22 protein-coding genes are annotated in these 24,374 nt (G+C 60.2%); 3 read left to right on the top strand and 19 right to left on the bottom strand.

The window, feature by feature from the left end:
* Positions 1-84: 84 nt before the first annotated feature.
* Together EGM97_RS19305 and EGM97_RS19310 are read right to left on the bottom strand one after the other, a co-directional pair.
* Complete coding sequence (locus EGM97_RS19305; RefSeq protein WP_238964446.1) at positions 85-1,236, bottom strand: M14 family metallopeptidase; 1,152 nt, start codon at positions 1,234-1,236, stop codon at positions 85-87.
* 486 nt (positions 1,237-1,722) lie between these two features.
* Complete coding sequence (locus EGM97_RS19310; RefSeq protein WP_238964447.1) at positions 1,723-2,067, bottom strand: DUF6124 family protein; 345 nt, start codon at positions 2,065-2,067, stop codon at positions 1,723-1,725.
* Positions 2,068-2,195: 128 nt separating this feature from the next.
* On the opposite strand from EGM97_RS19310, the gene EGM97_RS19315 reads away from it, so the two are divergent.
* Positions 2,196-2,843: a LexA family protein gene (locus tag EGM97_RS19315; RefSeq protein ID WP_238964448.1), complete on the top strand. Its 648-nt coding sequence runs from the start codon at positions 2,196-2,198 to the stop codon at positions 2,841-2,843.
* Positions 2,844-2,872: 29 nt separating this feature from the next.
* Here the strand turns inward: EGM97_RS19315 and EGM97_RS19320 are convergent, their stop codons facing one another.
* Genes EGM97_RS19320 through EGM97_RS19335 form a run of 4 tightly spaced genes read right to left on the bottom strand, consistent with a single transcriptional unit; the run spans position 2,873 to position 8,448 of the window.
* On the bottom strand, positions 2,873-4,822 hold the full coding sequence (locus EGM97_RS19320; RefSeq protein WP_238964449.1) for an acetyl/propionyl/methylcrotonyl-CoA carboxylase subunit alpha: 1,950 nt from the start codon (positions 4,820-4,822) through the stop codon (positions 2,873-2,875).
* Entirely contained in the window at positions 4,822-5,652 is an 831-nt protein-coding gene (locus EGM97_RS19325; RefSeq protein WP_238964450.1) for a gamma-carboxygeranoyl-CoA hydratase, read from the bottom strand. The genes EGM97_RS19320 and EGM97_RS19325 overlap by 1 nt, the downstream gene beginning before the upstream one ends.
* Before the next feature lie 13 nt (positions 5,653-5,665).
* Positions 5,666-7,273: a carboxyl transferase domain-containing protein gene (locus EGM97_RS19330; protein WP_238964451.1), complete on the bottom strand. Its 1,608-nt coding sequence runs from the start codon at positions 7,271-7,273 to the stop codon at positions 5,666-5,668.
* 11 nt (positions 7,274-7,284) lie between these two features.
* Positions 7,285-8,448 carry an isovaleryl-CoA dehydrogenase gene (locus EGM97_RS19335; protein WP_238964452.1) on the bottom strand — a complete coding sequence of 388 codons (1,164 nt, stop codon included), beginning with the start codon at positions 8,446-8,448 and terminating at the stop codon, positions 7,285-7,287.
* 216 nt (positions 8,449-8,664) lie between these two features.
* Here EGM97_RS19335 and EGM97_RS19340 point away from each other — a divergent pair, with 216 nt between their 5' ends.
* The gene (locus tag EGM97_RS19340) at positions 8,665-10,362 is read left to right on the top strand and encodes an AMP-binding protein (protein ID WP_238964453.1); all 1,698 of its coding nucleotides are present in this window, start codon (positions 8,665-8,667) and stop codon (positions 10,360-10,362) included.
* A gap of 645 nt (positions 10,363-11,007) precedes the next feature.
* Here the strand turns inward: EGM97_RS19340 and EGM97_RS19345 are convergent.
* From EGM97_RS19345 to EGM97_RS19355, 3 genes are all read right to left on the bottom strand, one after another.
* A complete protein-coding gene (locus EGM97_RS19345) occupies positions 11,008-11,907 on the bottom strand; it encodes a hydroxymethylglutaryl-CoA lyase (protein WP_238964454.1) in 900 nt (299 codons plus the stop codon).
* A 141-nt stretch (positions 11,908-12,048) separates the two neighbouring features.
* Positions 12,049-12,450: a MerR family transcriptional regulator gene (locus EGM97_RS19350; protein WP_053154595.1), complete on the bottom strand. Its 402-nt coding sequence runs from the start codon at positions 12,448-12,450 to the stop codon at positions 12,049-12,051.
* Between the two features lie 123 nt (positions 12,451-12,573).
* On the bottom strand, positions 12,574-13,503 hold the full coding sequence (locus EGM97_RS19355) for a LysR family transcriptional regulator (protein ID WP_238964455.1): 930 nt from the start codon (positions 13,501-13,503) through the stop codon (positions 12,574-12,576).
* Between the two features lie 174 nt (positions 13,504-13,677).
* Here EGM97_RS19355 and EGM97_RS19360 point away from each other — a divergent pair, with 174 nt between their 5' ends.
* Positions 13,678-14,907 (top strand): acyl-CoA dehydrogenase, encoded by a 1,230-nt coding sequence (locus tag EGM97_RS19360; protein WP_238964456.1) that lies wholly within the window; start codon positions 13,678-13,680, stop codon positions 14,905-14,907.
* Between the two features lie 153 nt (positions 14,908-15,060).
* Here EGM97_RS19360 and EGM97_RS19365 read toward each other — a convergent pair whose 3' ends face one another.
* The 10 genes from EGM97_RS19365 to EGM97_RS19410 all read right to left on the bottom strand — a co-directional run bounded on the left by EGM97_RS19365 (position 15,061) and on the right by EGM97_RS19410 (position 24,373).
* Complete coding sequence (locus EGM97_RS19365; protein ID WP_238964457.1) at positions 15,061-15,930, bottom strand: isocitrate lyase/PEP mutase family protein; 870 nt, start codon at positions 15,928-15,930, stop codon at positions 15,061-15,063.
* Positions 15,931-16,113: 183 nt separating this feature from the next.
* Positions 16,114-16,296: a hypothetical protein gene (locus tag EGM97_RS19370; RefSeq protein ID WP_238964458.1), complete on the bottom strand. Its 183-nt coding sequence runs from the start codon at positions 16,294-16,296 to the stop codon at positions 16,114-16,116.
* A 15-nt stretch (positions 16,297-16,311) separates the two neighbouring features.
* Positions 16,312-16,971: a transposase gene (locus EGM97_RS19375; protein WP_238964459.1), complete on the bottom strand. Its 660-nt coding sequence runs from the start codon at positions 16,969-16,971 to the stop codon at positions 16,312-16,314.
* On the bottom strand, positions 16,968-17,741 hold the full coding sequence (locus EGM97_RS19380) for a hypothetical protein (protein WP_238964460.1): 774 nt from the start codon (positions 17,739-17,741) through the stop codon (positions 16,968-16,970). The genes EGM97_RS19375 and EGM97_RS19380 overlap by 4 nt, the downstream gene beginning before the upstream one ends.
* Positions 17,742-17,998: 257 nt before the next feature.
* Positions 17,999-19,033, bottom strand: coding sequence for an arginine N-succinyltransferase (gene astA / locus EGM97_RS19385; RefSeq protein ID WP_238964461.1), 1,035 nt, complete (start codon positions 19,031-19,033; stop codon positions 17,999-18,001).
* A 61-nt stretch (positions 19,034-19,094) separates the two neighbouring features.
* Entirely contained in the window at positions 19,095-20,111 is a 1,017-nt protein-coding gene (locus EGM97_RS19390) for an arginine N-succinyltransferase (RefSeq protein ID WP_238964462.1), read from the bottom strand.
* A 126-nt stretch (positions 20,112-20,237) separates the two neighbouring features.
* The gene (locus EGM97_RS19395) at positions 20,238-21,587 is read right to left on the bottom strand and encodes an APC family permease (RefSeq protein WP_238964463.1); all 1,350 of its coding nucleotides are present in this window, start codon (positions 21,585-21,587) and stop codon (positions 20,238-20,240) included.
* Positions 21,588-21,643: 56 nt separating this feature from the next.
* A complete protein-coding gene (locus tag EGM97_RS19400; RefSeq protein ID WP_238964464.1) occupies positions 21,644-22,396 on the bottom strand; it encodes an N-formylglutamate amidohydrolase in 753 nt (250 codons plus the stop codon).
* Positions 22,380-23,732 carry a type I glutamate--ammonia ligase gene (locus EGM97_RS19405; protein ID WP_238964465.1) on the bottom strand — a complete coding sequence of 451 codons (1,353 nt, stop codon included), beginning with the start codon at positions 23,730-23,732 and terminating at the stop codon, positions 22,380-22,382. The genes EGM97_RS19400 and EGM97_RS19405 overlap by 17 nt, the downstream gene beginning before the upstream one ends.
* Positions 23,729-24,373 carry a cysteine hydrolase family protein gene (locus EGM97_RS19410; RefSeq protein WP_238964466.1) on the bottom strand — a complete coding sequence of 215 codons (645 nt, stop codon included), beginning with the start codon at positions 24,371-24,373 and terminating at the stop codon, positions 23,729-23,731. The genes EGM97_RS19405 and EGM97_RS19410 overlap by 4 nt, the downstream gene beginning before the upstream one ends.
* Between the last annotated feature and the right edge of the window lies 1 nt (position 24,374).

The following is a 24,374-nucleotide window of genomic DNA, read 5'->3' on the forward strand; positions in this document are numbered from 1 at the left end:
TAGCTGAAGATTTTGTGGCGAGGGATTTATTCCCGCTGGGTTGCCCAGCAACCCAACCCCCTCGCCACAAGGCGTGTGCTTGCCTCAGCGCAACTCGTCGACCATGTCCGCCATGGTACTCAACACGTCCTTGCCCAGTTGCATCGAGCGCTTGCCGGACCAGCCTGTGTGCGGGTTCGGGTGGTCGTTGTGGTCTTTGAAAGGCATTTCCAGGGTCAGGGAAAGGCAGTCGTATTTCTGACCGACCGCATTACAGGCCAGTGTCATGTTGGCCTGGCCCGGTTCGTCCCGGGTGTAGCCATAGGTGGTCTGGAAGTCTTTGGTCTGGTGTTTGAGGTGGCTGCGGAAGCGTTCTTCGAGTTTCGCAATGCGCGGTGTGTAGCCCGGATTGCCTTCGCAGCCGGCCGTGAATACGTGGGGAATTTCCTCGTCGCCATGGACGTCCAGAAACAGATCGACGCCGTACTTTTCCATTTGCTGTTGTACGAAAAGTACCTCGGGGCTGATTTCCTGGCTGGCGTTCTGCCACGCGCGGTTGAGGTCCTGGCCCATGGCATTGGTGCGCAGGTGGCCATGGAACGCACCGTCCGGGTTCATGTTCGGTACCAGGTACAGGTCGGCCTTGGCCAACAGACGGTTCAGTTGGGCGTCGTCCTTGTCCTGGAGGCGTTCGATCACGCCTTCCATGAACCACTCGGCCATGTGCTCGCCAGGATGCTGCTGGGCGATGATCCAGATCTTGCGTTGGCCTTCTGCACCGCTGCCTTTGCGCAGCAATTGAATGTCGCGCCCTTCGGCGCTTTTACCGATGGCCAGGCGTTCGGTTCCGGCCTTGTGTTGTGCCTGCTCGATCAGCCAGTCGTGCCGGCCACGGCTGTAGGGTTCGAAATAGGCGAACCAGGCGTGAGGCTGTTCGGCTTCGAGGTGGAAACGCAGGGCATCGCCTTCGAACTGAGTAGGGATGCGGAACCAGTTGACGTGATCGTAGGATGCGACGGTCTGATAACCCGTCCACGCCTTGTTGTAGGACGATTGACTGGCATTGAGCAGTCTGAAGGAATATTCCTGACCAACGTGAAGACCGCTGGCCTTGAAGTGGAACCATTGGAAATGGGCGCTGCGGGTGTCGGGTCTGATTTTCAGCAACGACTGCAACGGGTTGCTGATGTCCACGACCTCGATGTTGCCGCTGTCGAAATTGGCAGTGATATCAAAAGAGGATTTAGCCACGGTCACGATTCCCGAAAAGGATTTTTATGGCCGTTACTTTACACGCTGGAAAAGAAAAATCGGGACGATTTGCATCATGCGTGAAGGGGGCGTCCTCCCTGGACGCAAAAGCAGCTTAGAGAGTCTGCAATTGATTCTCAAGTGCTGCCTGTCGATAGTTTTCACCGCGATGGAAGGTGATGTTTGTCAACGGGTTTTCATTTGCTATCATCGCCGCCATCCAATCAGCCACATCCAAAAGACTTCATTAGCCTGAAGCCATAAGCCGAAAATCGGCAAAAAAAAAGACCCGGCAAAAGCCGGGTCAAAAACCGTGATTAGCCTGATGAGGAGATATTCCAGAAGTCCGACCTAAGGTCTTCTGGTCTATCGACTGATCTCGCGACCAGCTGATGCAATAATAATCATTATCATTTGCAAGTCAAATGATTTTATTGCGTTCATTGGAAAAATTTTTCCTGCCGGTCGTGTTCGCAACGCCACTCCCAATGGCTACGCCTGACGGGCAGGGTAGCTATCCAGCGACCGGTCAAGCATCGCCTTGACCAGATCGATCATGTGCACCACTGAAAATGCCAGGTCACGGCTCGAACCCTCCAGCCGATTGGCTGACTCGTGGGCGGTGGCGGCTGCGCAGCGCAGCAGGTCGCACGCGTGAACCAGGGCTTCTTCTCCGCTGATGTTGCGGTTCACGTCGAAAAAACGGTGCTCTTGAGTCTCTGAAACACCCGGTTTCAAGTAGTAATCCAGGGCCCGCTGGGCGGCCGGGCAATCCTGTAGCGAAGGGAAGGCGCTGTCGAAAGAGCTGATAGGCTCGTTTTTGTTGGCTGTGTCCATGGTATCGAGGTTCTCCGTGAGGGGCTTGGATCCTCGGTTCAGGATAGTACCAATCGTAATTGTGACGGCGATTTAAATACTACAATATGTGTTTTGATGGTGAGGATCATCCACGTATCGTGCCGCTCATGGATAAATGGATAGAGTTGGTCAAGGCCAAGATGAAGGAGCTGCGCGTCACGCAAGTGGTGCTCGCAGAACGTTTGGGAATGTCTCAGGGCGGGGTCGGCCATTGGCTGACCAAGCGCCGGCAACCCAGTGTCGAAGACATGAACCGGGTCCTGCAGGAATTGGGCATGGAGTTCCTCGAAGTGGCGATGGTGATCCGCGAGCCGGACACATCGACCGAAGAGGGCATGGCCCTGGCGCAAAAGTACAACCCGTACTTCCGCTACCCGGTGAGCGACTGGCAGGAGGTTGGCGCCGTCCGCGAAGGTGGTCCTGGTGATTACGGCCAGGCACGCTTCGAGCTGACGGACTACCACGCGCAAGGAGACGCGTTCTGGCTGGTCGTGGTGGGGGATGCGATGACGGCCCCGACCGGGTTGAGCATCCCCGAGGGGATGTCGATCCTGGTGGACCCGGCCATCGAGGCGGTGCCCGGCAAGCTGGTGGTTGCCCAGTTACCGGGTTGCAGCGATGCGACCTTTCGCAAACTGATCGAAGAAAGCGGGCAGCTTTACCTGGTCCCGCTCAATCCGACTTACCCGAAAAACCTGTACACCGAGCAGTGCCACATCATCGGTGTCGTCGTGCAAGCCACTATCCGGTTCTGATCATATCGGCCCCTGGGACGGGCCGATATCTACTCCTCGAACGCCACCAGCGTACTGCCTTCGCTGACCATTTCGCCTTCCTGGCAATACAACGTTTTGATCACGCCGTCCTTGGGCGCGCGGATGCTGTGTTCCATCTTCATGGCTTCCAGCACCACCAGTTGAGTACCTGCTTCCACTGCCTGGCCGGGACTCACCAGCACCCTGACGATGCTGCCGTTCATGGGCGCGCTCAGGCCCCCCTGGTGGCTATGGCTGGCTTCGGCGGCGGCCAGCGGATCGTACAGGTCGACGCGGTGCAGATCGCCGTTCCATTGCAGATACAGGCTATCGCCCTGGCGGATGACGCGATGGCAGCGGCGCAGGCCGTGATGCTCGATGATCAGTTGCTCACCACGCAGCTCCGCAGCCGCAGCCTGGAGGTCCAGTGTCACGGCTCGGTCCTGGCCGTCGCAGCTCAAATGCAGGGTGGTTTCCCCTGGCAGGCCCAGGCGCAGTCCGGTGGGTTGGGACCAGGGCGAGCCGGTATCGTCGGATCGCTGGCGTGGCGTCAGGCTCAAGGCGAACCCTTGGGCTGCGGCGAACCAGAATGCGTCGTCCAGTTCACCAGATTCCGGCAGCAATTGCGTCTGGTGACGTGGGATAAATCCGGTGTCCAGTTCGGCCGCCGCGAAGGCCGGATGAGCCAGGATGCGCCGCAGGAAGCCGATATTGGTTTTCAAGCCCCCGATGGCAAATTCGTCGAGCATGCTCAACAACCGCAACCGTGCCTGTTCACGGTCTTCACCCCAGGCGATCAGTTTGCCGAGCATCGGGTCGTAGAAAGGTGAAATTTCGTCGCCTTCCTCCACTCCGCTGTCGACGCGGCGACCGGGGCCTGCCTGGGATTCACGGTACAAGGCCAGCCGCCCCGTAGCGGGCAGAAAGTCATGGGCCGGATCTTCGGCATACAGCCGCACTTCGATGGCGTGGCCTAGCAGGGGGACCTGCTCCTGGGTGATGGGCAGCGGCTCCCCCTGGGCGACGCGGATCTGCCAGGCGACCAGGTCCAGGCCGGTGATGGCTTCGGTGACCGGGTGCTCGACCTGCAACCGGGTGTTCATTTCCATGAAGAAAAACTCGCCTCGCGAATCCAGCAGGAATTCCACCGTGCCGGCGCCGACGTAGCCGATCGCCTGGGCTGCACGCACGGCGGCTTCGCCCATCGCCTTGCGCAATTGCGGGGTCAGGCCGGGGGCGGGGGCTTCTTCCACCACCTTCTGATGACGGCGCTGGATCGAACAGTCCCGTTCGTTGAGGTACAGGCAGTTGCCATGCCGATCGGCAAATACCTGGATTTCCACATGACGCGGCTTGAGCAGGTACTTTTCCACCAGCATCCGTGAGTCGCCGAACGACGATTGCGCTTCACGTTGCGCCGAGGCGAGGGCTTCGGCCAACTGGCTGACGTCTTCGACGACTTTCATGCCTTTGCCGCCACCACCGGCCGTGGCCTTGAGCAGGACCGGGTAGCCGATGCGCTCGGCCGCATCACGAAAGGTATCCAGGTCCTGGGCTTCGGCATGGTAACCGGGCACCAGGGGCACCCCGGCGGTTTCCATCAGGGCCTTGGCCGCGGATTTACTGCCCATGGCGTCGATGGCCGACGCCGGCGGGCCGAGAAAGATCAGCCCGGCGTTTTCAATCGCCCTGGCAAACCCGGCATTCTCTGAAAGAAAGCCGTAGCCCGGATGAATAGCCTGGGCGCCGCTGGCGTGGGCCGCTGCAATCAGTTTGTCGATCTGCAGGTAGCTGTCGGCGGCCTTACTGCCGCCCAGGTCGATGCGTATATCGGCTTCGCGGCTGTGGCGCGCGTCGCGGTCGATGGCGCTGTGCACCGCCACGGTGGTCAGACCCATGGCCTTGGCGGTACGCATCACGCGGCAGGCGATTTCACCGCGATTGGCCACCAGCAATGTGGTGAGGACAGGGGCGGTCATCAACGCGACTCCTTATGTTTCGACGCGGCAGGGGGCGTATCGGCTTGCCAGTTCGGCGCCCGTTTTTGCAGGAAGGCCCGCAGGCCTTCCTGGCCCTCGGGACTGACACGGATGCGAGCAATGGCATTTTCCGTATACCGCCGCAACGCCGGGGTAAGGGCACCGCTGCCGACTTCGCGCAGCAGTTCCTTGCTGGCGCGCATGGCCGCCGGGCTGTTGAGCAGCAGGTTGTCGATCCATCGTTCGACTTGGGCCTCCAGCGTCTCGGGCGGGTAGCTTTCCGACAATAAACCGAGTTCTTTCGCACGCTGGCCGCTGAAACGCTCTGCGGTAAGGGCATAACGACGGGCTGCCCGTTCGCCGATGGCCTGTACCACAAACGGACTGATGACCGCCGGGGCCAGGCCAATGCGCACTTCCGACAGGCAAAATTGCGCATCATCGGCGCCAATAGCCATGTCGCAGGCGCTGATCAACCCCAGGGCGCCGCCGAACGCCGCACCCTGGACGACCGCCAGCGTAGGAATTTTCAGCTTGGCCAGGTTGTACATCAACTCCGCCAATTCCCGGGCATCGTCGAGGTTGGTGTGGTAGTCGAGTTCGGCCGACTGTTGCATCCAGGCCAGGTCGGCGCCGGCGCTGAAATGTTTGCCACGTCCCCGGATCAACAGGAAACGCAGGTTCGGATCACTGCCGATATGGTCGAGGGCAAGGATCAGCTCGCGGATCATTTCGGCGTTGAACGCGTTGTTTTTCGACTCGCGACTCAGCCACAGGGTGGCGACGCCGCGTGGGTCGGTGAGCAGTTCGAGGGTGTTGAAGTTATCCATGGACATTTCCCGGTTACATCCGGAACACGCCGAAGCGGCTCGGTTCAATGGGGGCGTTAAGTGACGCGGACAGGGCCAGGCCCAGTACGTCGCGGGTCTGGGCCGGATCGATGACGCCGTCGTCCCACAATCTGGCGCTGGAATAGTAGGGATGACCCTGTTCTTCGTACTGGTCGAGGATCGGTTGCTTGATCTCGGCTTCCTGCTCGGCGCTGAACGGGTGACCGCTGCGTTCGGCCTGCTCGCGCTTGACCTGCACCAGCACCCCGGCGGCCTGCTCGGCCCCCATCACGCCAATGCGTGCGTTCGGCCACATCCACAAGAAGCGGGGATCATAGGCCCGCCCGCACATGCCATAGTTACCCGCACCAAAACTGCCACCGATGATGACGGTGAATTTAGGCACCTGGGCGCATGCCACCGCAGTGACCAATTTCGCGCCGTGCTTGGCAATGCCACCGGCCTCGTATTTTTGCCCCACCATGAACCCAGTGATGTTCTGCAGGAACAGTAGCGGGATGCCGCGCTGGCAGGCGAGCTCGATGAAGTGCGCGCCTTTTTGCGCCGCCTCGGCAAACAGGATGCCGTTGTTGGCGAGAATCGCCACCGGGTAGCCGTGCAGATGGGCAAAGCCGCACACCAGTGTGGTTCCGAACAGCGCCTTGAACTCGTCGAACACCGAACCGTCTACGAGGCGCGCAATGACTTCCCGCACGTCGAAAGGTTGTTTGGCATCGGCCGGCACCACGCCGTACAGCTCGTCGGCCGAATACAGCGGGGCGATCGGCGTGCGGGCCTGCACGTCACCGAGTTTGCGCCAGTTGAGATTGGCGATGCTGCGGCGGGCCAACGCCAGGGCGTGCTCGTCGTTGTCGGCGTAATGGTCGGCCACGCCGGAAGTCCTGCAATGCACATCGGCACCACCCAGGTCCTCGGCGCTGACCACTTCACCGGTGGCGGCTTTGACCAACGGCGGGCCGGCCAGAAAGATGGTGGCCTGCTGGCGAACCATGATCGCTTCGTCGGCCATCGCCGGTACATACGCGCCACCGGCGGTGCACGAGCCCATGACCACCGCAAGCTGCGGGATACCCTGGGCGCTCATGTTGGCCTGGTTGAAGAAAATCCTTCCGAAGTGCTCGCGGTCCGGAAAGACTTCGTCCTGACGGGGCAGGTTGGCGCCACCGGAGTCCACCAGGTAAATGCAGGGCAGGCGATTCTGCTGGGCGATGGCCTGGGCCCGCAGGTGTTTCTTCACCGTCAGTGGGTAGTAGGAACCGCCTTTGACCGTCGCATCGTTGGCGACAATCATGCACTCGACGCCTTCCACGCGACCGATCCCGGCGATGACGCCGGCGGCAGGGACGTCTTCGCCATAAACCTGATGGGCGGCCAGCGGGCTGATCTCCAGAAAGGGCGAGCCCGGATCCAGCAGCCGGTTGATGCGTTCGCGAGGCAGCAGCTTGCCCCGTGAGGTATGGCGTTCCTGGGCCTTGGCGCCACCCCCTTGCCGGATTTGACCGAGCAAGGTGCGCAGGGCCTCGACCTGGCCGAGCATGGCATCGCGGTTGGCGATGAACTCCGGCGAGCGGGGGTTGAGCTGAGTGTGCAGCGTGGCCATGGTCAGCTCCGTTAGCGGGTTTCGTTGAACAGTTCGCGGCCGATCAGCATCCGACGAATCTCACTGGTGCCCGCGCCGATTTCGTACAGCTTGGCGTCACGCAGCAGTCGTCCGGCGGGGAATTCATTGATATAGCCGTTGCCCCCCAGGATCTGGATGGCATTGAGGGCCATTTGCGTGGCGCGTTCGGCGGTGTAGAGAATCACCCCGGCGGCGTCCTTGCGGGTGGTCTCGCCGCGCTCGCAGGCCTGGGACACCGCGTAAAGGTAGGCGCGGCTGGCATTGAGTTGGGTGTACATGTCGGCCACCTTGCCCTGGATCAGCTGGAACTCGCCGATGCTCTGGCCGAACTGCTTGCGGTCATGGATGTAGGGGACGATGAGGTCCATGCAGGCCTGCATGATCCCGGTGGGGCCGCCGGACAGCACCACGCGTTCGTAGTCGAGGCCGCTCATCAGGACCTTTACGCCTCCGTTGAGCACACCGAGGATGTTTTCTTCCGGCACTTCGACGTCATCGAAAAACAGTTCGCAGGTGTTGGAGCCGCGCATGCCGAGCTTGTCGAACTTGTTGCTGCGGCTGAAGCCTTTCCAGTCGCGCTCGACGATGAATGCGGTGATGCCGTGGGGACCCTTTTCCAGGTCGGTCTTGGCGTAGATCACGTAAGTGTTGGCGTCGGGGCCGTTGGTGATCCAGGTCTTGCTGCCATTGAGCACATAACGGTCACCGCGCTTATCGGCCCGCAACTTCATGGACACCACGTCGGAGCCTGCGTTGGGCTCGCTCATGGCCAGGGCGCCGACATGTTCGCCGCTGATCAGCTTTGGCAGGTATTTGGCTTTCTGTTCGTGATTGCCGTTGCGGTTGATCTGGTTGACACACAGATTGGAGTGGGCGCCATAGGAGAGGGCGACCGAGGCCGAACCACGACTGATTTCTTCCATCGCCACCACATGGGCGAGATAGCCCAGCCCGGCGCCGCCGTACTCTTCCGGCACGGTAATGCCCAACAGGCCCATATCGCCGAATTTGCGCCACATGTCGGCAGGGAACAGGTTGTCACTGTCGATCTGAGCCGCGCGAGGGGCCAGTTCGGCCTGGACGAAGGCTTGCACCTGATCGCGCAACATGTCGATGGTTTCGCCGAGGGCAAAATTCAGGGATGGGTAGCTCATGGGACACCTTTGGCTTTTTTGTGGGTGCGGAGGAGCGATGGGATGGCTCTCACCTTTACGTTAACGTAAGCCTGCGATGGGTGACTGTCAATCGCCCTTTACGTTAACGTCAACTTGAGCGAGAGTAAGAACGCTGCATCAGCTTTCCTGTGACGAGGGAGCCTGTGTGCATACGGTTCACCGATACACCCACTAATAAAGACAAGAGGGAGCATCATGGATCAACCCGGTTCGCATTCGCAGCTCAGCTATACGCGAGGTCTGCAGGCCAAGGACCTGCTGGCGCAAACCATCGGCGAGGCTTTCGATCAGACCGTGCAGCGGTATCCCGATGGCGAGGCGCTGGTGGTTCGTCATCAATCGTTGCGCTACACCTGGCGACAATTGGCCGAAGCTGTCGACCTGCACGCTCGGGCCTTTCTGGCGCTGGGTTTGCAAGCTGGCGACCGCCTCGGTGTATGGGCACCCAATTGCGCCCAGTGGTGCATCAGCCAGTTCGCCAGTGCGAAGATCGGCGTCATCCTCGTCAACATCAACCCGGCCTATCGCACCTCCGAACTGGAGTATGTGCTCAAGCAGTCCGGGTGCCAGTGGCTGGTGTGCGCAGGGGCGTTCAAGACTTCCGATTATCACGCCATGTTGCAATCCCTTGCGCCGGAACTGGCGCAGCAGTCGATCGGTCATCTGGATAGCGAGCGTTTGCCGGACCTGCGAGGCGTGATCAGCCTTGATCTACAACCGCCGCCAGGCTTTTTGCCCTGGTCGCAACTGGCGGCGTTCGGCATGGCGGTATCGCCCGCACAACTGGCTGAACGCGAGGCCAGCCTGCACATCGATCAGCCGGTCAACATTCAATACACCTCAGGTACCACTGGCTTCCCCAAGGGCGCGACCCTCAGTCACCACAACATTCTCAACAACGGTTACATGGTGGGTGAAAGTCTCGGCCTGACGGCCAACGATCGGCTGGTGATCCCGGTACCGCTCTACCACTGTTTCGGCATGGTGATGGGCAACCTGGGCTGCATGACCCACGGCAGCACCATGATCTATCCCAACGACGCTTTCGATCCGTTGCTGACCCTGACCACCGTGGCCGAGGAAAAAGCCACTGCGCTTTATGGTGTGCCGACGATGTTCATTGCCATGTTGGACCACCCTGAGCGACGCCAACTGGACCTGTCCAGCCTGCGCACGGGGATCATGGCCGGCGCGACGTGCCCGATCGAAGTGATGCGGCGGGTTATCAGCGAGATGCACATGGCCGAGGTGCAGATCGCCTACGGCATGACGGAAACCAGTCCGGTGTCATTGCAGACCGGTCCTTCAGATGAATTGGAATTGCGCGTCACCACTGTCGGCCGTACCCAGCCGCAGCTGGAAAGCAAGATTATCGACGAGGCCGGCGAAGTCGTCCCACGGGGGACCATCGGCGAGCTGTGTACCCGCGGCTACAGCGTGATGCTCGGATACTGGAACAATCCCAAAGGCACCGCCGAGGCCATCGATCCGGACGGCTGGATGCACACCGGCGACCTGGCGACCATGGATGAGCAGGGTTATGTCTGCATCGTCGGACGCAACAAGGACATGATTATCCGCGGTGGCGAGAATATTTATCCTCGTGAACTGGAGGAGTTCTTCTTTACCCATCCGGCGGTGGCTGACGTGCAAGTGATCGGCATCCCCTGCTCGCGTTATGGCGAAGAGATCGTCGCCTGGATCAAGTTCCACCCCGGCCACAGTGCCACGGAACAGGAACTGCAGGCCTGGTGCAAGGAGCGCATTGCCCATTTCAAGACACCGCGTTACTTCAAGTTCGTCGAGGCGTTTCCGATGACTGTGACCGGCAAGATCCAGAAATTCCGCATGCGGGAAATCAGCATTGAGGAACTGTGCGATAGGGAAGGCTGAGGCTGGCCTGTGGGAGCGGGCTTGCTCGCGAAAGCGGTGTGTCAGTCAGCATCATTCTTAACTGACACGCCGCCTTCGCGAGCAAGCCCGCTCCCACAAGGAAACCCAAACACCAGACAGCACAAAGGGGAGCCGAAGCTCCCCTTTAATTTTGTCGTCGCGTGCTCTTTTTATTATTGAGGGGCGGCCTGTTGTTGTTTTTGGCAGCCGTGACCCTTTACCGCTGTTTCGGGCGATCCCCATCCGGGATCAAGAGCAAACGTATTTTTTTGAGCGCTGATCTGCTTTTTCGCTTCGCGATCCAACCGATTCGGGTACTACCTGACGGTAGTCTTATTCTTCTCTGCCCGGTTGCGGGTTGCTCCTGGAAGCACCCTGAAAAGCACATCTTCTCCAAAAAAATCTGTTAGCTGCGTCTCTGCCGTGTTGTTTTTGTTATGTCAGAGTCGTTTCGTCTTGTTTTTATTGGTTTGCTACTTTTTTATTCTTGTTATGCCAGAGAGAAAGCAGGTGCCGTGCCAACTTTTAAAAATCCTTTAAAATCAACGAGTTGATTTTTTCTGGCGCCGTCGAGAGCACGGCAGATCTGACAAATTGTTTCCGTGTTACTCGTTTCGCCGTCGTTACAAACGAGGCAGGTAACACTCACGGCGCGCTGCGTGCCTTGGCGACCCGTGAACCGGTCGGGCGACCCAGCACGTCACAGATCTGTCGGCCGGCGAGAATCAACGCGTCCAGGTCGACCCCGGTTTCAATGCCCAAGCCGTTGAGCAAGTACAGTACGTCTTCGGTGGCAACGTTACCGCTGGCGCCCTTGGCGTAGGGGCAGCCGCCGAGCCCGGCGATGGAGCTGTCGAACACGGCGATGCCTTCCAGCAGGCTGGCATACACGTTGGCCATGGCTTGACCGTAGGTGTCATGGAAATGCCCGGCGAGCTTGCTACGCGGCACTTGTTCGCCAACCACCTCGAACATTCGGCGGGTGGAGCCTGCGGTGCCTGTGCCGATGGTGTCGCCCAGGGACACTTCGTAGCAGCCCATCGCATACAACTCGCGGGCCACCCAGGCGACCTGCTCAGGCTTGACCGCGCCTTCGTACGGGCAGCCCAGCACGCAGGACACATACCCCCGTACGCTGACGCCGTTCTGCTTCGCAGCCTCCATGATCGGTGCGAAGCGTTCCAGGCTTTCCTTGATGGAGCAGTTGATATTGCGCTGGGAAAACGCTTCGGACGCGGCGGCGAATACCGCCACCTCCGTGACGCCGGCCGCCAGTGCATCCTCGAAACCCCGCAGGTTCGGTGCCAGGGCGCCGTAGGTGACGCCTGGCTTGCGCTGGATTTGTGCAAACACGTCGGCGGAGCCGGCCATTTGTGGTACCCATTTGGGCGAGACAAAGCTGCCCACCTCGATGTAACCCAGACCAGCGGCGCTCAGGGCATCCACCAGGCGAACTTTGTCGGCGACGCTGATGGGTTGGGCTTCGTTCTGCAAGCCGTCGCGGGGGCCGACTTCGATCAGGCGTACAAAGGAGGGGAGGGACATGGAGATTGACCTGTAGTGGTGGGGCTCATCAGGTCCAGTATGGGAGCGGGCTTGCTCGCGAAAACGGTGTGTCAATCGACAGATGAGTCGAAATAAATCCGCGTTCGCGAGCAAGCCCGCTCCCACAATGGATCCGTATCGTTACTGGACGGTTTTTTCACCCTTGAGCGTCTGCTCCAGCGCCTGGATGCAGCGTTCTTCGGCGGTGTCGAGTTCAAGCTTCATCTGCTCGATGTCGAGCAATTGCTGTTCGAGTTGTTCCCGGCGCTCGGCAATCTTCGCCAGCATGCTGTGCAGCTGTTTCTGGTTGCCGCTGGAAGGGTCGTAGAGTTCGATCAGTTCGCGGCATTCGGCCAGGGAAAAACCAATACGCTTGCCTCGCAGGATGAGTTTCAGACTGACCTTGTCCCGCGGCGAATAGATGCGTTCCTGCCCACGTCGTTCGGGACTCAGCAGGCCTTGTTCTTCATAGAAGCGAATGGCCCGGGTAGTGATGTCCAGTTCGCGGGCAAGGTCGGAAATGCTGTAGGTCTGGCTGCTCATGGAAGCGCTCGAAACGGAAGGGGCTGGCGCTAAGCTAATGGCAGGTTGACGTTCACGTCAAGCAAAGCGCTCTGGAACTTAGGGACACAAAACCTGTGGGAGCGTTCCCACAGGTTTAGTCGCCTAGGCCGTCTCCAGCTTCCTCTCGTGCGCTGTCACCTGCTGGCACAGCTCGATCATCTGCTCGCGCATCCAGCGGTTGGCCGGGTCCTGGTCGGTGCTTTCATGCCAGTAGAGATGGGTTTCCACCGGCGGCACATCGTTGACCGGCAACAGGAAGGCATGCAAATCGTGACGGCGCGCAAAGCGTTCAGGCACGGTCATGACCATGTCAGTCTGTTGTAACACCTGGGAGGCCATCAGGTAGTGCTGGGAGCGCAGGGCAATCTTGCGCTGGATGCCCATCTTGCCGAGGGCGAGGTCGACATAGCCCAACCCGTTGCGCCGGCTGGAAATATGAACGTGGGTCTGGGCCAGGTAGTCATCGAGGCTGAGCTTTTCCTTGCCCGCCAGCGGATGCCCCTTGCGCATGGCGCACACATAGCGATCTTCCATCAGCTTGACGTGACGCACTTGCGGGTCGGTATTGAGCGGCGCGTCCACGGCAAAATCGAGGCGGCCAGCGGCAAGTTCCTTGGTGGTTTCGCGACGCTTGGACAGAAAACTCTCGATGGCCACGGTGGGCGCCAGTCGGCGCAGGCGCTGGAACAGCGGTGGCAGGATCACGCCCTCGGTGAGGTCGGTCATGCTGATCCGGTAGGTCTTGACCGCCTGGAGCGGGTTGAAGATCCGGCTTTCCTGCACTGATACCCGCAGCAGCGACAAGGCATTGCGCACCGGGCCGATGATGTTCTGGGCCATGGGCGTGGGGACCATGCCCTGGGCAGTGCGTACGAACAGCGGATCGTTGAACGTCTCGCGCAGGCGCGCCAGCGCATTGGATACCGCTGGCTGGGTGATGCCGACGATCTGCCCGGCGCGGGTCAGGTTGGCTTCGGTGTAGATCGCATCGAAGACAATAAAAAGGTTGAGGTCGACCTTGCTCAGATTCATGCGCTGCACTCTTGTTCTTGGACTGTTGTGAGGTGCCAGGTGGCGATGCGAATCAGTGAAACATATATCGGTGATGAATGTTAATACACGCCGAGAATAGGTTAGGTAAATTTTCGTAGCTGAACTAGGATCGATTTCATGACCTAAAACAACCTCTGCCAAGAAGGTGCTCTCATGGATTTCGCGTATTCCCCCAAGGTTCAGGAACTGCGTGAACGCGTCACGGCGTTCATGGACGCCTACGTCTACCCGGCCGAAGCGGTATTCGAACGGCAAGTGGCCGAAGGCGACCGCTGGCAGCCCACGGCCATCATGGAGGAGCTCAAGGCCAAGGCAAAAGCCGAGGGGCTCTGGAACCTGTTCCTGCCTGAGTCCGAGCTGGGCGCCGGCCTGACTAACCTGGAATACGCGCCACTGGCAGAGATCATGGGGCGCTCCTTGCTGGGCCCGGAGCCGTTCAACTGCTCGGCACCGGACACCGGCAACATGGAGGTGCTGGTGCGTTACGCCAATGAAGAACAGAAACAACGCTGGCTGGAGCCGTTGCTGCGTGGCGAGATTCGTTCGGCCTTCGCCATGACCGAACCGGACGTGGCCTCTTCGGACGCCACCAACATGGCTGCCCGTGCCGAGCGCGACGGCGACCAGTGGGTGATCAATGGCAAGAAGTGGTGGACCTCCGGCGCCTGCGACCCGCGTTGCAAGATCCTGATCTTCATGGGGCTGAGCAACCCTGATGCGCCGCGCCATGCCCAGCATTCGATGATTCTGGTACCGGTGGACACCCCCGGGGTAAAAATCGTACGACCGCTGCCGGTGTTCGGTTACGACGATGCGCCTCACGGCCACGCTGAAGTGCTGTTCGACAACGTGCGGGTGCCGTACGAGAACGTGCTGCTGGGTGAAGGACGTGGTTTTGAAATTGCCCAGGGGCGCCTTGGCCCGGGCCGGATTCACCACTGCATGCGTTCTATCGGCATGGCCGAGCGAGCATTGGAATTGATGTGCAAACGTGCGGTGAGTCGCACCGCTTTTGGCAAACCGTTGGCGCGGCTGGGCGGTAACGTCGACAAGATCGCCGATTCGCGGATGGAAATCGACATGGCGCGGCTGTTGACCTTAAAAGCGGCCTACATGATGGACACCGTCGGCAACAAAGTGGCCAGGAGCGAAATTGCCCAGATCAAGGTCGTGGCGCCCAACGTGGCCTTGAAAGTCATCGACCGCGCGATCCAGATTCATGGTGGCGCCGGGGTTTCCAACGATTTCCCGTTGGCCTACATGTACGCGATGCAACGCACCCTGCGCCTGGCCGACGGCCCGGATGAAGTCCACCGCGCCGCCATCGGCAAGTTCGAGATCGGTAAGTACGTGCCCAAGGAAATGCTGCGCAGCGGGCGCTGAAATATCATTTCATCCTGGTGACGCCATCGCGAGCAGGCTCGCTCCCACAAGGATATAGCGGCGGTCGTCAATTTTTGCATCCGCCATGGAACCCTGTGGGAGCGAGCCTGCTCGCGATGCGTCCTTGGGTCCACCACCGGGCCGAAGCTCAGGTCACTCCTTGACGCTCATGTACGCCTCGGCCCAGCGGATGTATTCCTCGGGCTGGGTGTAGGTGTGGGTCAGTTCCGTGGCGCTGAGGTCCGAAGCCTGGGTGAAGATCTGCCGTTGTTCGCGAAGGCTGTCATAGGTGGCCTTGATGGCCGCGAAATAGGCACCGTGACCGTCGATGGTGACCCGCACACCCAATTCAGCGAGGCGCTTGTCGTCACGCAGGAGCGGGTTGCCGTAGGTGACGAGCATCAACGGCACGTTCAGGTTCTCGCTGATTTTCTCCAGGTGTTCGAAGTCCTGCACGCCCACCATGCAAATCCCGTCAGCCCCGGCCCGCTCATACTGCTGGGTGCGGCTGATGATTTCCTGGACCGGCAGGATCCCGGCATTGGTGCGGGCGATAATTGCCATTTCCGGATCGACCCGGGCTTCCAGCGCTGCACGAATCTTGCCGACGCCTTCCGCGACGCTGATCAAGTCGGTGGATTTGCGCCCGAATTGTGCCGGCAGCAGCGTGTCTTCAATGGTCAGCGCCGCGACGCCGGCACGTTCGAGTTCGATGATCGTGCGCATCACGTTAAGGGCGTTGCCATAGCCATGGTCGGCGTCGGCGATCACCGGTAACTGGGCGACACGGCCGATACGGGTGGCCTGTTCGGCGAATTCGCTCAGGGTGATCAGCGCAAAGTCCGGCGCGCCCAACACTTGCAACGATGCAACCGAGCCGCCCAGGATACCCACTTCAAACCCCAGGTCGGCGGCGATGCGCGCCGACATTGGGTCAAACACCGAAGCGGTGTGGTAGCAGGTCTGGGAAGCCAGCAGTTGGCGGAAGTTACGGCGTAAATCTTGATGGGAAAGCCTGGACATATGAGTTCCACCAATGGAATGGAAGGGCTTGAGCAAAAGTGTCAACGCCGAAAGTACCAAAGGCTATCACGTGGCTACCACCCAGATGATGACGAATGTGCATGGGCTATGTTGGCGGCGCATCGAAAGGCCGCGGACCTGAGGTCGGCGGCCTGGGTCATGCACCCTTCATTCCCGGGCTATTCAGCCTTGGGCCGGAACGCTCCAGATTTGCTTGATCTCATGAATATTTCCGACATTGAAACGTGTCGGGAAGCCGGGAATGGTGCAATAGATTTCGTTGCTCAATTGGGTTGCGGTATCGATTACATTGGCTCCCGCTCGCAGCAAAGGGGCTTCGTCCCAGTTGTTCATCAGCGTGTTCATGTTTCTTCCTTTTGGTTATTGGGCAGCGTAAGGCTGTCCGGGATTGAGCAATGACAGCGTCTGTGTAAATAACGCCGTTTCTTGCGCGGCAATGCCGGGGTAAAGCGGCATGTAGTGCTCGTCGAAACACCAGGCTTCGTCGACCTTTATTGATGTCTCAGGGTGAATGAGCAGACTCAGTGATGCGGACATCGACTGAGGGGCAACTTGTTTGTGGATCGCTGTCAATGCCGGCATGTACAAGACTTTGCCAGGTGCGAGTTTGATGATTCGTTCTTTGCCTAGTCGGGGTGTCTTGCCTGTTTGCAGAGGCAGGTCGTCGAGTATTTCGCGTATGACAGTGGTGTAACCATCACCGCTATAGCCCACGGCATACATTTCAAAGTCATGGCTGTGGTTCAGGTCGTAAATGAATGTCTCGCTTTCATCGTAAGTATCAACCGGCGACCAGAAACCCATGCGAAGGGTGAATAGATCATTGCTGTACAAGACAAAAGCATAAATGTTGTAAAGGCTGTTATGCGTAGCAAAACCATCCTGCTGGATCGTGGCATGGAGGTGGTCGCTCAATAAGGAGCGGTTTGTTGCCAGTTGCCGGAGGTCTTCGATGATGTGGGTTTTGTCACGCTGCAGATCATAGGTGCTCAGGCGTGCGACAAATGTTTCCAACTTCATGCGGCCATCTCCAACGGGCCCAACAGTTGATCCAGTCGCGAGCTCTGGTGTTTTTTCAATAGTGGGATGTAGCCCGATGCATGCTGTGGCGCGGCCTGATAAAGCAGCTGGAAGGCCTTCCACGCCACGGCGGGGTGATAGTGATAGATCAGCTCCTCGGCGACGGTGGCTACTTTGGGATCCCGAATCGTTTCCAGCAGCTCCAGGCTCACGAGGTACCGGGCGGCACTTTCATCGTGAGGAAGCCAGGCGACTTTTTTCAGCGAGGTGCGATCAAACACGCCGATGTCCGAACTTTTGTTCAACAGGTTGATCCTGCCTGCCAGTCCGGTTGAAGCCCGGTGCACTTGGCCATAGTCGAAAACTGTTCGACTGCCCTCGATGACCAGTGGCTTGTTCGGGCTGACAGTAACGAGATCGGTTTTTTCAAGTTCGTTATCGTGACGTGCATATCGCTGAACTTCGAATGGCTGATCAAGGGCGAATAAAATACTTTTGCCCGGTACCGAGAACAGGTGCGGGGAGGGCCTGTTATGGGTGATGGTCGTGAGGGTGATATTGCCAATCCCTGTGCAATGCAACGTCAGGGTATTTGTGTGGGGGTTGACCATGCGCATAATGGTTGCGCGTCGGGATTGTGCGGTGGCAAGTGTCTCGTTGTTGCACAGAGTAGTAACCAGTTCATTGATTTCCGTTGCCATGTTTAATGTTTTTATTCTTTTCATAATGTCTTCCAGTGGCAATGGATTGGAAATCAGATTCTTGATCATGAGCGCTTTTCGTTGCGGTGAGTGGGTGTTGGGAAGTATGGATTTTGAGTGGGGGAGTGGCAATTATGGAATTGTCGATAAGTATTGCCGGTGAACTAAGTGCTTATCGATCCGTCATGCAATTCAGTATTTTTTCGATGTATAGAACATGTCCCCTCATGTTGCCGAGGGGATCGAAAAGAGTCGGGTGAGGGGGGGGATGGCAAGCAGGCAAGCGTGGTCAGGCCGCTGCTTTGGATAAGGTATTTGTATGCGGCCTACGCCGCTACGGCCTGCCGGGCCTGACTGAGCAGCGGCACCGCCCGTACGGTGTCACCGGGTTGCATTTGCAGCCGCTTGGCGGTGAGTCGATCGACGAGCAGGCTATGACCGTGCAGGTGGGCTCGTGCGCTGGTAACGCGGCAGTGCGCCAGGCGACGGTTGTGGATCAGCCACACCGGCGCCTGTTCATCCGGCGCGCCAATGGCCAGGGCCAGTGATTGGCTGTCGCGTACGGCGCGGATCTTCGAGACCGATGCTTCGATCACCGGGCCGCCGTCGAAAATATCGATATAACCCTTATGGCTGAAGCCCTCGGCACCCAGGATCTTCAGAGCCGGCTCGGTGTTCGGGTGGGCGCGGCCGATCACGGCCTGGGCCTGTTCGGTGAGCAGGCAGGTGTACAGCGGCTGGCGCGGCATCAGTTCGGCAATGAAGGATTTGTTGCCCATGCCGGACAACTGATCGGCGTAGCTGAAGTCCTTCTTGAAAAAGTGCCGGCCCAGGCTGTCCCAGAACGGTGAGCAACCCTGCTCGTCGGCGTGACCCCGCAGTTCGGCAATCAGTTTTTCGCCGAACAGTTGGGAGAACTCCGCGACGAACAACAGCCGCGCCAGGGACAGCAGGCGCCCGTTATGGCCGTGACGCTGGGCCGGATGCAGGAACAACGAGCAGACTTCCGATTGCCCGGTCATCTCGTTGTTGAGGAACAGGGTTGGGATCTGACGCTGTATTCCCAGCTCCGGCGCGGAGCTGACGGTGACCCCGACCCGGTAGTTGTACCATGGCTCCCGCAGCCCGACCGCACCGGTCAGGGCACTGATACCGACCACCTGCCGATCATCGTCCTCGAGCACGAACAGGTAATCGGCGTCGGCGCGTTCGACTTGCCCGGCAAAAGTGCGCTGGGCCCAGCGCACACGGTGGGCCAGACGCTCTTCGTTGGCCGGCAGGCTGGTGAAGCCTGGGCCTGCACAACGCGCGAGTTCCAACAGCGCGGGCAGGTCGGTGATGGCGACCGGGCGGACAATCATGATGCAGCTCCTTGATCCTGTCGGCCTTGAGGTTCTGGCAGGGCACGACTTTCCGCGACATTCATAAGCCGACCACCCGGATCCGCTCGCCTTCGGTGATCGCCAGCGCCGTGAGCATGTCAGGCGTCAGGGCCACGGGGCCCTCGGCGTTGACGTCCAGTTCGGCCACGATGGCCCGATAATCTCCAAGGCCGTCGTTACTGACCAGATAACGGCCCCGGGCGTCGATCTGCGAGCCTTTGCAAGCCTGGGCCATACGACTCTGGGCGATGGAGCGGATGCACGGGACACGGGCATGCAATGTGGGTCCGCCATCGAATAAATCCACGTAGCTGTTGGTTTCGAAGCCCTCGCGTTCCAGGATGTCGAAGGCTTCCTGCCCATCTGGATGCACCCGGCCGATGCATGCCTGGGCCTCGGGCGACAACATCGGCACGTAGATCGGGTACTGGGGCATCAACTCGGCGAGAAAGGTGCGACTTTGCAGGCCGCACAGGCGTTCGGCTTCGGCGTAGGGCAGGGCGAAGAAATGCTGGCCGATGGCATCCCAGAACGGTGATTGGCCGTCATCGCTGCTGTAGCCGACGATTTCAGTGATGACCGATTCGGCAAAGCGTTGCGGGTGTGCGGCGATGAACATCAGCCGGGCTCGGGACAGCAGTTCCGATTCCGGCGTGCGTACCCGCTCGGCGTCGATGTGAAAACCGCGCAGCAGCGTCTGGCCATTGAGGTCCTGGCACACCGATAACGCCGGTACGCCATGTTGGATGTTCAGTTCCCGAGATGAGCTGGAAAACGGACGGTTACGCAAGCTATAGAACGGTTCGTTGCAACCGGTTCGGGCGAGAATCTCCGAACAGCCCACCAGGCGGCCGCAAGCCAGGTCCTGTAGGACGAACAGGTAGTTCTCCCCGCCCGGGGTTTGCACATCGGCCTCGAACGAGGCGCACGAGTCGAGAATTTTCTCCCGCAGGCGCTCGGTGTCGTCTGGAAGCGAAGTGACACCCACCAGGCTGTCGCGGGCCAGTTGCTGCAGTTGCGGCAAATCGCTCAATTGAACTGGACGTAAGGCCAGCATGGATTGCACTCCTGTTCCAGAGCCCGGTGGCCGCACCGGGCGTGACGATCACTGTCGATGTCCACGCGTTGTAACCGTTGTGTTTTACCAAGGCAGTGCCGGGCAGCCGGCAGCCACCGTTTGATCTCAATGACCCGCTGGGTCGGGCAGGGCCGTGCCGGCGGCGAATTTATTGAGCACGCACAGATAGACGATGCCCGCTGCGACCCAGATCAGGCCGAGCTTTTGCGCGTCCACGCCCATGTTGTACAGAATGGCTGCGACGATGCCGAAGCCGATCAAAGGGCAGACCAGGTGACGGATCACTTGCCCGGACCGCTGGCGGCGCCAGTAATGATTGATCACCGTGATATGCAACAGCATGAAGCCGCTCAGTGCGCCAAAGTTGACCAGGGAGGTCAGGGTGTCCACGGCATTGATGAACAGATAGCAGATCAGCAATGACAGTACGGCGACCAGGTAAATGCTCACATACGGGGTGTTGTGTTTCGAATGGACCTTGGCGAGCACCTTGGGCAACTTGCCGTCCCGGGCCATGCCGAACAGCAGGCGCGACACCGCCGCTTGAGAGGTGATCGCCACGGCCACGCCCCAGGACAAGGCGGTGGCAACCGCGGTCAGGGTCGCCAGCCAGCTGCCGGCCGCCAGTTCGGCGATTTCATAGAAGGCGGTATCGGCGGATTTGAAACCCATGCCGGCCGCCAGGTCGGTGGCGATCCAGGTTTGCACCACGAAGATCGCGCCCATCACCAACAGGGTCAGCATCGATGCCTTGCCGACGCTGCGCCCCGGATCACCCTTGATCTCTTCGGCCAGGGTGGAAATGGCATCGAATCCCAGGAACGACAGCACGGCGATCGACACGGCTTGCATCAGCAGGGCGAAGTTGAAGTGATCCGGGCTGTACAGCGGCGCCAGTGTCAGTTGGCCGTTGCCGGCGCCACCGTGCAGGGCGTTCCAGGCGTAAAACAGGAAAATGCCCAGCACCGCCAGTTGCGCCAGCAGGAAGATGATATTCATGCGCGCGGTGAAGGTGATGCCCCGCAGGTTGACGAAGGTTGCGCTCACCAGGAAGGCGAGGATGAAGCCGACCTTGGGAATCTCCGGGTAAAGATGATTCAACGCCATGGCGGCGTAGACATAGAGCAGCGGCGGGATCAGCAGGTAGTCCAGCAGCATCAGCCAACCGGCGATGAAGCCTACGTGCGGATTGAGGCCCCGCTGTGCGTAGGAATAGACGGAACCGGCTACCGGAAATGCCCGGGCCATGCTGCCATAGCTCAGCGCAGTGAACAGCATCGCCACCATGCCGATGATGTACGCCAGCGGCACCATGCCCGGCGCCTCGGCATTCACGTAGCCATACACGCCGAACGGTGCGATGGGGATCATGAAAATCATCCCGTAGATCACCAGGTCCGTCAGCGACAGGCTGCGCTTCAATTCCTGTTTGTAGCCAAATGCCTCGATGCTCACAAGCCGTTCTCCTTTTCAGCCGATCATTGATTTCGTTTTGCCTTGTCGCGGGCTTTCTACAGCAACGGCGCCAGGTAATCGCACCAGGTTCGTACCGCTTCGGGGCTGCGCAACAGATCATTGCGCACTTCGATCAACACCGAATCCAGGCCGCGGCCATCGCCGTGCACCGGGACTGTCATGTCGCTCAAAGGGTTGATCCGGTAGGGCTGGTTGCCCGCCACACGCAGCGAGTGCCGGCTCAGCCCGTCGACGATACGCTGGGCGTAATCCACCGCTTCGGCGAACAGCACACCGGCCTCCAGGGCGCGGGGCTGGCCATAGAACACCGGCGTGAAACTGTGGATGCCCACCACCCGCACTGGCCGCTGGTCGGCCAGGCGCTGGTCGATCAGCGACCGCAGGCGGTCATGGAACGGGTGGAACAGACACTGCTGCCTATAAGCACGAGTGGCCTCGTCCAGGGACTGGTTACCCGGTATCTGATAAATCTCGCTCTGGGCCGGGATGCTGTCCGGCACATGGAGCGGGCGGTTCAAGTCGATCAGCAACCGTGAGTAGTTGGCCGCCATCAAGGTTGCGCCCAGCGTCTCGGACAGGCGCTCGGCCAGGTCCAGGGCACCGATGTCCCAGGCGATGTGTTCATGGGACGCCGTTTCGTCCAGGCCCAGGTCATTCAGGGCGGCGGGGATGAAACGGCTGGCATGTTCGCACACCAGTATCAGAGGATGCCCGGCGTTCTCCCGGATCAACCGGTAGGCGGGTTCGGTATAGAGACCCGACTCGGCACACTCAATAGATTCGCGCATAGTGCTCACAACGCTCGGCAGGTGATAGCGCCTGGGTCAAGGCCAGCTCCTCGGCCTTCAAGGCGAAGTAGGTGTCGACCAGCGGGCCGGGCAAGGCTTCCAGCAGTGCCCCGCTATGACGCAAGCAGTCCAGCGCCTGGGTGAGTGTGGTCGGCAGGGCGATAATGCCACGAGCCTCCCGTTGTGCCTTGGTCAAATCGTCGGGTATTTCGTCGGTGACAGCGTTGAGCGCGAGGCGCTGTTCGATGCCCAGGCGCCCGGCAATCAGCAATGCAGCCATGGCCAGGTGCGGCGAGGCGGTGGCGTCCATCGCGCGGAACTCCAGGTTGTACTGGTTCGCCACCGGTTTTGCGCCCAAGCTTACGGTCGGGCAGATACGCAATGCCGCCTCGCGGTTGCGCTGTCCCAGGCAAGCGTAGGACGCACTCCAGTGATGGGGTTGCAGGCGTTCATAGGACACCGGTGTCGGCGCGGTCAGCGCGCACAGGGCCGGCAGATAATGCAGCACACCGGCGGCCCAATGCCGACCGACGCTGGAGAGACCGTTGACGCTCGTGGCGTCGTGGAGCACCGGGTCGCCGCTCAGGTCCTGCAGGCTCAGGTGCAGGTGTACGCCATTGCACACGGCATTCTCCGAGGTCTTGGGGGCAAAGCTCACCGCCAGGTCCATTTGCCGGGCAATTTCGCGGGTGATTTCCCGCACGTTCACTGCACGGTCGGCGGCAGCGACACCCAGGGCGGGGCGGCAGGTGATTTCGTACTGGTGCTTGCCGTATTCGGGCAGGAACATCTCCGGTTCGACACCACCGGCTCGCAATGCGCTGAGTAGCCATCCGGCGAACCCCGCCTGCTGGCGCTGGGCTTGCAGACTGAAGGCCAGACGATCGGGTTGAGCCTGGGGGGCCTGGAGGCTGAATTCATGCTCGAAGGCGGCAAAGACCTGCAAGCCCAGCTCGGCGCGGTAGCGCTCCACTTCGTCCTGCAGCAGTGTGCGTGGGCACGTGCTCCACGGGCGCCCGTCGGTTTCCCGCACATCGCAATGGATGAAATCCAGGACCGGGGCCTGGGCGTCGGGGCCATTGGTGATTGTTACGCGGCTGGACAGGTCCGGGATCAGCCGCAGATCGCCATAAGCGCCCCAGGGATTGACCGAGGCAATGATGTCCTGAGGTGTCAGGGCGCTGTTGGCCGGCACCCAGCCGCAACCGGCGGTGACGTAATGAGGCAGTTCATCGCTGGGAAACGAACGGCCGCGGGTCACCCCGATCAGATCGGTACTGACCAGCGTGGTGACGGGCAGCGGTGCCAGCAGCGTAGCGCCTTCGAGTCGGCTCACGGCAGCATCTCCTGCAAGCGGCCGAGTACGGTGTCGGTATCGGTGATCCAGCAATAGCCCTTAATTGCGTTCAGGCAGGCCAGGTGGCGTTGTTCGGTGTAGGTGGCGCAGGCGTCGTCCACCAGGGTGACCAGGTAGCCACGGTCGGCGGCGTCGCGCACGGCCATGTCGACGCATTGGTCCGTGACGATGCCGGCGACGATCAGGTGCCGGGTCTCCAGGTTGCGCAATACATAGTCGATGTTGGTGGAGTTGAACACGCCCGAGGACGTCTTGGGCAAGACGATTTCATTCTCCAGCGGTGCCAGCTCGGCAATGATCTGCGCCTGGGGGCTGCCCTTGGGCAGGTGCATGTCCGACAATTTGTGGTCCAGGGAGCGGTCGCGGCCATCGGCGGTGAGGCTTTCGATGTGGGTGTGCAACACGTTCTGCCGGACGGCTCGTAATCCCGCCAGCAGGCGCTGCTGGTTGGGAATCACCAGGTCGCGGGCACGACGGATGAAATAGTCGGCCTCGGGGGCGTCCAGGTGGGCGTCGAATTGCGGTTCCAGCCAGGCGCGTTGCATGTCCACCAGCAGCAAGGCGGTGTGGTCGCGGGTGAAGGGCAGGTCCCTGGGGGAGCGGTGGGGGAGCGAGAACATC

This window comes from Pseudomonas sp. AF32 (assembly GCF_022342325.2).
In the GTDB taxonomy this organism is placed as follows: Bacteria; Pseudomonadota; Gammaproteobacteria; order Pseudomonadales; family Pseudomonadaceae; genus Aquipseudomonas; species Aquipseudomonas uvaldensis.

Excerpts from the sequence above, each read along its gene's own strand:
- EGM97_RS19330 (WP_238964451.1), bottom strand. The coding sequence starts at position 7,273 with ATGGCCACGCTGCACACTCAGCTCAACCCCCGCTCGCCGGAGTTCATC.
- EGM97_RS19365 (WP_238964457.1), bottom strand. The coding sequence starts at position 15,930 with ATGTCCAGGCTTTCCCATCAAGATTTACGCCGTAACTTCCGCCAACTG.
- EGM97_RS19340 (WP_238964453.1), top strand. The coding sequence starts at position 8,665 with ATGGATCAACCCGGTTCGCATTCGCAGCTCAGCTATACGCGAGGTCTG.
- EGM97_RS19335 (WP_238964452.1), bottom strand. The coding sequence starts at position 8,448 with ATGAGCTACCCATCCCTGAATTTTGCCCTCGGCGAAACCATCGACATG.
- EGM97_RS19400 (WP_238964464.1), bottom strand. The coding sequence starts at position 22,396 with ATGCGCGAATCTATTGAGTGTGCCGAGTCGGGTCTCTATACCGAACCC.
- EGM97_RS19375 (WP_238964459.1), bottom strand. The coding sequence starts at position 16,971 with ATGAAGTTGGAAACATTTGTCGCACGCCTGAGCACCTATGATCTGCAG.
- EGM97_RS19325 (WP_238964450.1), bottom strand. The coding sequence starts at position 5,652 with ATGGATAACTTCAACACCCTCGAACTGCTCACCGACCCACGCGGCGTC.
- astA (WP_238964461.1), bottom strand. The coding sequence starts at position 19,033 with ATGATTGTCCGCCCGGTCGCCATCACCGACCTGCCCGCGCTGTTGGAA.
- EGM97_RS19390 (WP_238964462.1), bottom strand. The coding sequence starts at position 20,111 with ATGCTGGCCTTACGTCCAGTTCAATTGAGCGATTTGCCGCAACTGCAG.
- EGM97_RS19360 (WP_238964456.1), top strand. The coding sequence starts at position 13,678 with ATGGATTTCGCGTATTCCCCCAAGGTTCAGGAACTGCGTGAACGCGTC.
- EGM97_RS19350 (WP_053154595.1), bottom strand. The coding sequence starts at position 12,450 with ATGAGCAGCCAGACCTACAGCATTTCCGACCTTGCCCGCGAACTGGAC.
- EGM97_RS19370 (WP_238964458.1), bottom strand. The coding sequence starts at position 16,296 with ATGAACACGCTGATGAACAACTGGGACGAAGCCCCTTTGCTGCGAGCG.
- EGM97_RS19345 (WP_238964454.1), bottom strand. The coding sequence starts at position 11,907 with ATGTCCCTCCCCTCCTTTGTACGCCTGATCGAAGTCGGCCCCCGCGAC.
- EGM97_RS19380 (WP_238964460.1), bottom strand. The coding sequence starts at position 17,741 with ATGATCAAGAATCTGATTTCCAATCCATTGCCACTGGAAGACATTATG.
- EGM97_RS19310 (WP_238964447.1), bottom strand. The coding sequence starts at position 2,067 with ATGGACACAGCCAACAAAAACGAGCCTATCAGCTCTTTCGACAGCGCC.
- EGM97_RS19410 (WP_238964466.1), bottom strand. The coding sequence starts at position 24,373 with ATGTTCTCGCTCCCCCACCGCTCCCCCAGGGACCTGCCCTTCACCCGC.
- EGM97_RS19320 (WP_238964449.1), bottom strand. The coding sequence starts at position 4,822 with ATGACCGCCCCTGTCCTCACCACATTGCTGGTGGCCAATCGCGGTGAA.
- EGM97_RS19355 (WP_238964455.1), bottom strand. The coding sequence starts at position 13,503 with ATGAATCTGAGCAAGGTCGACCTCAACCTTTTTATTGTCTTCGATGCG.
- EGM97_RS19315 (WP_238964448.1), top strand. The coding sequence starts at position 2,196 with ATGGATAAATGGATAGAGTTGGTCAAGGCCAAGATGAAGGAGCTGCGC.